The 4,681-nt window shown below is 49.6% G+C and carries 5 protein-coding genes; 3 read left to right on the top strand and 2 right to left on the bottom strand.

Features of this window, described 5'->3' with window-relative positions; all coding sequences use genetic code 11:
- The first annotated feature begins 168 nt into the window (after positions 1–168).
- The 3 genes from qoxC (at position 169) to CPT76_RS26385 (ending at position 2,345) form a co-directional block, all read left to right on the top strand.
- Positions 169–765 (top strand): cytochrome aa3 quinol oxidase subunit III, encoded by a 597-nt coding sequence (qoxC, locus tag CPT76_RS26395; RefSeq protein ID WP_105445023.1) that lies wholly within the window; start codon positions 169–171, stop codon positions 763–765.
- Between the two features lies 1 nt (position 766).
- The gene (qoxD, locus tag CPT76_RS26390; protein ID WP_094599503.1) at positions 767–1,048 is read left to right on the top strand and encodes a cytochrome aa3 quinol oxidase subunit IV; all 282 of its coding nucleotides are present in this window, start codon (positions 767–769) and stop codon (positions 1,046–1,048) included.
- A 178-nt stretch (positions 1,049–1,226) separates the two neighbouring features.
- Positions 1,227–2,345 (top strand): acyltransferase, encoded by a 1,119-nt coding sequence (locus CPT76_RS26385; protein WP_181153056.1) that lies wholly within the window; start codon positions 1,227–1,229, stop codon positions 2,343–2,345.
- Between the two features lie 446 nt (positions 2,346–2,791).
- Here the strand turns inward: CPT76_RS26385 and CPT76_RS26380 are convergent, their stop codons facing one another.
- Positions 2,792–3,046 carry a hypothetical protein gene (locus CPT76_RS26380; protein WP_181153054.1) on the bottom strand — a complete coding sequence of 85 codons (255 nt, stop codon included), beginning with the start codon at positions 3,044–3,046 and terminating at the stop codon, positions 2,792–2,794.
- 540 nt (positions 3,047–3,586) lie between these two features.
- Positions 3,587–4,681: response regulator (locus CPT76_RS26375; RefSeq protein ID WP_105445021.1), on the bottom strand; the 1,095-nt coding region annotated here is incomplete at its 5' end.

Here is a 4,681-nt window from a genome sequence, read left to right as displayed (position 1 = left end):
TTTTTCCTTAGGCTTTTTCCTGGTATTCAGCTGGTTCATTCCTGCAATCATTGCGGGTATCGCTGTCGTAGTCATGCTGGCTCTGCGTTCCTTCGAACGCGATCATGGCTATCACATTTCACCTGAGGAAATTGCCGCCACTGAACAGAAATTGCGGGGTGATTCCGTATGAAAATAAATGATTCACTGCCACTCGAGTATAGAACGGAAGAGAACAGCAACAAGATCTTCGGGTTCTGGCTCTTCCTCGGGGCAGAGATCGCCCTCTTCTCCACGCTGTTCGCCGTTTATTTCACGCTGTGGAACCGGACGGGGAGCGGCCCGACGGGGAAAGAGCTGTTCGAACTGAACGGCGTCATTTGGGAGACGTTCCTGCTCCTGACCAGTAGTTTCACCTGCGGCCTTGGCATTCACGCCATGCGCCTCGGTCTGAAGAAACCGATGATGATCTTCTTCGTTATAACGCTGCTCATGGGTCTCGGCTTCCTGGGCATTGAGATCACCGAGTTCGTCAACTACGTTCACGAAGGCGCCACGCTGCAAACGAGCGCGTTCCTGTCCAGCTTGTTCGTCCTGCTCGGTACCCACGGTCTTCACGTGACGATGGGTATTCTCTGGGGCGCCGGCATTCTGATTCAGGTCGGCCGTCAAGGCTTTACGGATGAGACGGCGAACAAATCGTTCATCTTCTCGCTGTACTGGCACTTCCTTGACGTTGTCTGGATCTTCATCTTCAGCTTTGTCTACATGAAAGGACTGATGTAATATGGCACGTTTATTTCCAATACGGCACGTGATCGGATACATCTTCTCACTGATCCTTTCAGTGGTTGGACTGGGCGTTGTATTCTGGGATTTCAACCCGACCGCCGGACTCTGGATCCTGATCGTGTGTGCGCTCATCCAGGCGTCGCTGCAGCTCGTGCTGTTCATGCACATCGGCGAGACCGACAACAAAAAGACGCTGTACTTTAACATTGCGTATGCGTTGTTCGTCGGACTGGTTACGATCTTCGGTACGCTCTTCACGATGCTGTGGGGATGGTAAGAAGCTGAGCTTGAGCTCAGATATATCAAAGGCTTTTCTGATCCTAAGGGTCAGGAAAGCCTTTTTTTGTTGGATTATTTTTCTGGTAAAAAGGAATGTTTTTATGCAAAATCGAATCTAACCATTGGCTCGTCAAATGTTGCAATACGAAAACGTTCCAATGGAGGCGAACAAAGTATTGGCCCAAAAACAGAGGATCACCTATTTGGATCTCTTGCGCGGCATTGCTATTTTGGCTGTAGTCACCATCCATGTGACATCCTATCCGGTAGCCTTTCTGTCCATGGATTCCACCGTGTACCCGCTCTATTTTATAAAGAATGCGGCTTCTCAATTTGCCGTACCGGCGTTTCTGTTTTTGAGCTCGCTCGTCCTGTTCTACCGCTATGACGGCGGCGTTCAGGGCAACTGGCTGCTTTTTTATTGGAAACGCTTAAAGAGGATTCTGCTGCCTTACTTGTTCTGGTCCGTGTATTACTCCACTTATCTGTCGTATATCCAGCATATTTCATTCTCAGACGGTCTCCGCAAGTTTCTTAAAGGCTTGCCGCTAGGCGGCAGCTATGACCATTTGTATTTCATGATCATCATCGCCCAGTTTTATGTGCTGTTTCCTCTCCTATCGCTCTTGTTTCAAAAGATAGGGCAGGTCCGGCGGCATCCCATACTCGTGGGGGCCCTGCTGCAAATCGCCTTCTATCTGCTGAATTATTACGTGCTTCATATGCATAAAACCGGGACCTTCGTGATGACCTACGTCGTTTATTTCTTTTTGGGTGCATACATGGCCGAACGGTTAAAGGGGGTGTCTTCTGATGAAAAGCCGAAATGGAACTACCGGTGGACGGCGCTGTTTCTGGGATCCGCAATACTCTTTATCGTGCAAAAATGGCTGCAGCTGGCTAACCCCCATTGGATTCGCCAGCCTTTTCTATCCAACATCAACTTTATAACGGATTACGCCTACTGCAGCATGGCGTGTGTATTTTTGGTGCTGTTCGTTCGAGTCCTGGAAGGGAAACCTCGACTTCAAAAAGTACTGTTTTCCCTCGGATCCTGCGCCTTCGGCATTTACTTTATTCATCCCTACTTTTTGATCTTGTGGCGGCATTTTGTCATGACGAGCGGCCCGATCGCCTATCACCTGCTCACCTGGGCAGGCGGAGCTGCTGCGCTGGCCGCCTCCTGGCTGATCACTTGGCTCCTCATGCTTACGCCGCTCGGCGTCTATCTTGTCGGGGAATCCAAATGGAAGACCCGGAACAAACGCGGCGCGTCTCAGAGCGGAACGATGTGAGCTTGGGAATTAAGCTGCACAGCCAGTTTGCCCCGAAAGAGCAGGAAGGCCGTGAAGATCAGTATCGATAAGATCAAGACCAATGTCGAACTCAAGTTCACTAAAGAACTGCAACATCTGTAAGCCCGCTGCGCAAACGGCTCATTCCTCCGATCGCTGTTGCCAGCCCATGTTTTGAATTAACCACTCTGAGGTTAACATGGGCTGACAAAGGCGACCACTCCGTTTCTCCGGAATTGATCCGTCCTCTCCGCTGGATTCACGGATGAAAAAACAGCCTGCCGTTTATGCGGCAGGCTGCTTGCTTATCTCCTTTTAAAGCTTTGCTAATACTATTCTCTTCATTCTACAACTGCTTTTGGGCTGCTCGTTTCTTCTTGAACCCGAACAGGGCTGCGCCCAGCCGCAATCATGATGCCTGCCCATAGTTTGATCTTAATCGGTGGTCACCCGCTTTTCTTCCCGGATTTCTCTTCCCAGACCATCCCTGCAAATAAGACGCGTTTCGGTTCCGGTGTAAGCGTGCAGCTCTCCCAGTGGTCCATTTTCACAAGCCCCCGCCGAACGAGCGCAAAAACGGTATTGGTCGTACAATACCACTCCGGCTTCGATAGGTTCCGGGAGTCGTCCGGCTCCCTCTCATAAGTCCAATACCCGCCATGCTTCCAGCGTTGCAGCCGCCCGCCATGTTGTTGCGCCATGCTTAGCGCTTCCATTTGTTTGTCGGATAGTTTCATATGATCACCACATAACCTTTTATTTGTCTTCTCGCCGCAGAGACGGCGGATCAGGCATTAATATACTGATACCCAACATACCCCCATTAAACCATAACGGACTGGATAAATTCTGAATATGGATAAAAAACGGACCTTTAACACATTTAGGCTTTTCTAAAAAACAAACGGATGCTTATTCCAGCACCCGCTTTTTTCTTCATTCCCATGCTATATTCAGATAAAGTTCATTTCTACTTTGTATAATACAAGCATATACTTCATATCGTGGAACCCGAGATTTGGGACCGATATGTCAGAGATAAAGATATTTGAGGAGGATCCATGGAAGTTACGCGCATTCTCAAGGAAACGTTGCTCAAATATAGTACAATGTCCGACGCAGAAATCAAGGAGATTCTCATAAAAGAACAAGTATTATACAAGACCGTAGACATAGCTTCCAAAAAACAAGAGCCCGCAAAGCATTTCCCTTAACAGCGGAAATTCACGTTTAAACTCTCTTCATTGGACGTCTGCTTCTTCCTTCTCATGCACGCGTTCCTTCTCCCACGCCTCGAACCAGGCTGAGATCTCTTTACTGGGAGCCATATCGTAGTCTTCCAAGAAAACCGATGTCATCTGCTGGTACAGCCGGCGGACTCCGACCCGTTGATTGAGGAAGGCATACAGCTTCATTAATCCTTCGTACCCCTCTTCCCTGTAAGGCATTTTTCGGATCATTTCCTGATACAATCCGATAGCTTCCGCATGCTGTTCGAGACCAGCACAGCATTCGGCGATTCTCTTCGCATGTTCAAACCAGAGCAGCCGGGTCCGCTCCTGTTCGGGCTCTGCCCACCCGTACCCGTGTTCATCCAGAAAATCCCCAGGGTACTTATCCATGATGGCGATATGCTCCGGAAGGTTTTCAGGCGCCACTGGCGGGGCACTGCGCAGATCTTTTTCCCATTCCTCGATATCCAGTGTCACATTTCCGAATTCAAGCCGGTACCCTTCATCCTGAAACTTGATATGTAGATCCATGCCGCTCGTTTTAATCGTTTTCCTAATTTGATAGATGGCCGTGTGGAGTTGGGTTGTCGCTCTCTTCAGGTTAAAATCCGGCCATAACAGGTCGATCAGGGTTTGCTTGCTTACGGTTTTATTCCGGTAATAGATCAGGTACGCAAACAACTCCGGTGCTTTGAGGGTTCTCCAGGAAAAAGAATGGAGCTTACCGTCCGCGGATCGAAAGTGCAGGTTTTTCAGGCAGCAAAGCATCATATGGTTTGCGGATCGGCCCTCTTCCGTAGGGGCACCCGCCGGCGGTGAAGAAGCCACCCGTTTCATCGTGACAGCCAGTCTAGCGGGATGAATCGGTTTGAGTAAATAGTCCAGTGCGTTAATCTCAAAAGCTTTTATAGCAAACTCCTGATAGGCCGTTACAAACACAACCTCCAGACCGGGATACATGGCGAGCAAGCGATCAGCCAGCTCAAACCCCGTCATTTCCGGCATGTCGATATCCAGGAAGGCAAGGTCTGGGGAGTCCTCCGCCGCTGCATCCAGCGCTTGAAGAGGGCTTTGGAAGGCTCGGACAGTCAGCGGCTCCAGATT

Origin of the sequence: Paenibacillus sp. AR247 (assembly GCF_002968895.1) — a bacterium.
Taxonomy (GTDB): Bacteria; Bacillota; Bacilli; order Paenibacillales; family Paenibacillaceae; genus Paenibacillus_AQ; species Paenibacillus_AQ favisporus.
Note: the sequence above shows the minus strand (reverse complement) of the source record. Positions and strands in the feature narration are given on the sequence as shown.

Excerpts from the sequence above, each read along its gene's own strand:
- qoxD (WP_094599503.1), top strand. The coding sequence starts at position 767 with ATGGCACGTTTATTTCCAATACGGCACGTGATCGGATACATCTTCTCA.
- qoxC (WP_105445023.1), top strand. The coding sequence starts at position 169 with ATGAAAATAAATGATTCACTGCCACTCGAGTATAGAACGGAAGAGAAC.
- CPT76_RS26380 (WP_181153054.1), bottom strand. The coding sequence starts at position 3,046 with ATGGCGCAACAACATGGCGGGCGGCTGCAACGCTGGAAGCATGGCGGG.